Genomic DNA, 2,023 nt, shown 5'->3' with positions numbered 1-2,023 from the left:
TTCTTAAGTTCATCCATATCTTTTTTCAAATTACTAACGGTTTTTAATAATTCATCCTTGGGTAAATTTCCTTCGGGAACTTCTGTGCTAATATAATTTACAAATTTCCATACCTCTTTAACTTCTTTAATATGAATATTATAAGGCTCATAAATTGGATTTAAGGAATACAAAGTTAGCTTTTTTTCTTTTTCAATTTTGTTTTCCGTAACTTTAAAAACAATACCATCATCCATGGTAAGAATTATGTAGGCATGACGATCACGAATAAGCCTCCAGTTTTCAACATATTCTCCTGTAACATAAGCACCGTCAGGTATTGGCAACATAGAATCACCACTAATTTGAAAAGTTCTGTATTTTCTTTCTTTCGACAAAAAAGGTAAATGAAAAGTAGGCAGGAGTTTTATAAATTCAGGGTCGGCAAAACCTGTTGTATAGCCTGCTTTAGCTTTTTCGTGTATCAATTCAATGTTTTCAATATTTTCACTATTTACCGTTGTTGCCAGCACTCGCAATTTAGTTCCATTTATAAACACATCACTCCCATCTATTACCTCGCTTAAAATTCCATCGGTCAACTCACTCAAATCCATTTTTAATAAAGTATCTATTGACACAGTATAATATTTGGAAAAAGCCAGCATAGCCTTTATGGTAGGATGAGAAACACTATTTTCATATCCACTTAGTGTTGACCTTTTCATTTTCAAATCTTCAGCAACTTCACTTTGAGTGATTTTTAGTCGCTGTCTTAATAATTTTATGTTTTTACCAAAATACATATTTTCTCCTTTTTAATTTTTATTTAAAAAATTATTGCAGTTATCAAAATAGTGCTTATATTGTAAACAATTATTTGATTAAAATATAATCAAAGATAGTATGAGATTTTTAAAACACCAAATTTTTATAAAATATTTTTAATGGAAGACAAAAGAAGCATATTACATTTCGACCTTGATACTTTCTTCGTATCCGTAGAAAGGCTTATAAACAGTAGTCTTAACAACAAGCCTGTTGTTATAGGTGGCAACTCCGACCGTGCAGTTGTTGCCAGTTGTAGTTATGAAGCACGTCAGTTTGGTGTTCATTCGGGAATGCCTATGAGAATGGCACGTAATCTTTGTCCTGATGCCTTTGCGGTTCGTGGCGACCTTGATTTATACAACAAATATTCTAAATTGGTAACAGAAATAATTTCTGAAAAAGCTCCGCTTTACGAAAAAGCTTCTATTGACGAACATTACATTGACATTAGCGGCATGGATAAATTTTTTGGTAATCTCAAATGGGCTAAAGAATTAAGAAGTTCGATAATTGAAAATACAGGACTGCCTATTTCTTTCGGATTATCGGTAAATAAAACTGTTGCCAAAATAGCTACAGGAGAAGCCAAGCCAAATGGAGAATTGCAAATAAACAACAACTTTGTAAAAGCTTTCCTAAATCCTTTATCGATACGAAAAATACCAATGATAGGTAAAAAAACCTACTTTTTGCTTAGATCAATGGGAATTGTAAAAATACATACGTTAAGTAATATGCCTCCCGAAATGGTAAAAACAGTTCTTGGTAAAAACGGTATTTCAATATGGAAAAAAGCAAACGGACTTGATACAAGCGTTGTAAAAAGTTATTCCGAAAGAAAATCAATAAGTAGCGAAAAAACTTTTGAAAAAGATACAACCGATATAATTGAATTAAACAAAATACTTAATGCAATGGTAGAAAAAACTGCTTTTAAGCTAAGAAAAAAACATAAACTAACGGGCTGTGTTACTGTAAAAATAAGGTATTCAAATTTTGATACACATACTTTACAAAAAAATATCAGCTACACTTCTTTCGACCATAAATTACAAATTATTGTAAAAGCATTGTTTCAAAAACTTTATTCACGGAGAATGCGAATAAGACTTATTGGTATCAAATTCAGCAAACTTGTTTATGGAGGGCAACAACTCAACTTGTTTGACGATAAAGCACAAATGATTGACCTCTATTACGAAATGGACAAAAT

General features: G+C 31.3%; 2 protein-coding genes. One reads left to right on the top strand and one right to left on the bottom strand.

The features are described from left to right. The coding region (locus U9R42_11915; protein MEA3496729.1) for a LexA family transcriptional regulator at positions 1–785 on the bottom strand (785 nt) is incomplete at its 3' end. Between the two features lie 141 nt (positions 786–926). Between U9R42_11915 and dinB the strand changes: the two genes are divergently transcribed. Then, positions 927–2,023, top strand: a 1,097-nt coding sequence (gene dinB, locus U9R42_11910) for a DNA polymerase IV (GenBank protein ID MEA3496728.1), incomplete at its 3' end; no start/stop codon positions are given.

It is taken from the genome of Bacteroidota bacterium (assembly GCA_034723125.1).
In the GTDB taxonomy this organism is placed as follows: domain Bacteria; phylum Bacteroidota; class Bacteroidia; order CAILMK01; family JAAYUY01; genus JAYEOP01.
The sequence above is the reverse complement of the archived record's forward strand: the minus strand, read 5'-3'. Positions and strand labels throughout refer to the sequence as shown.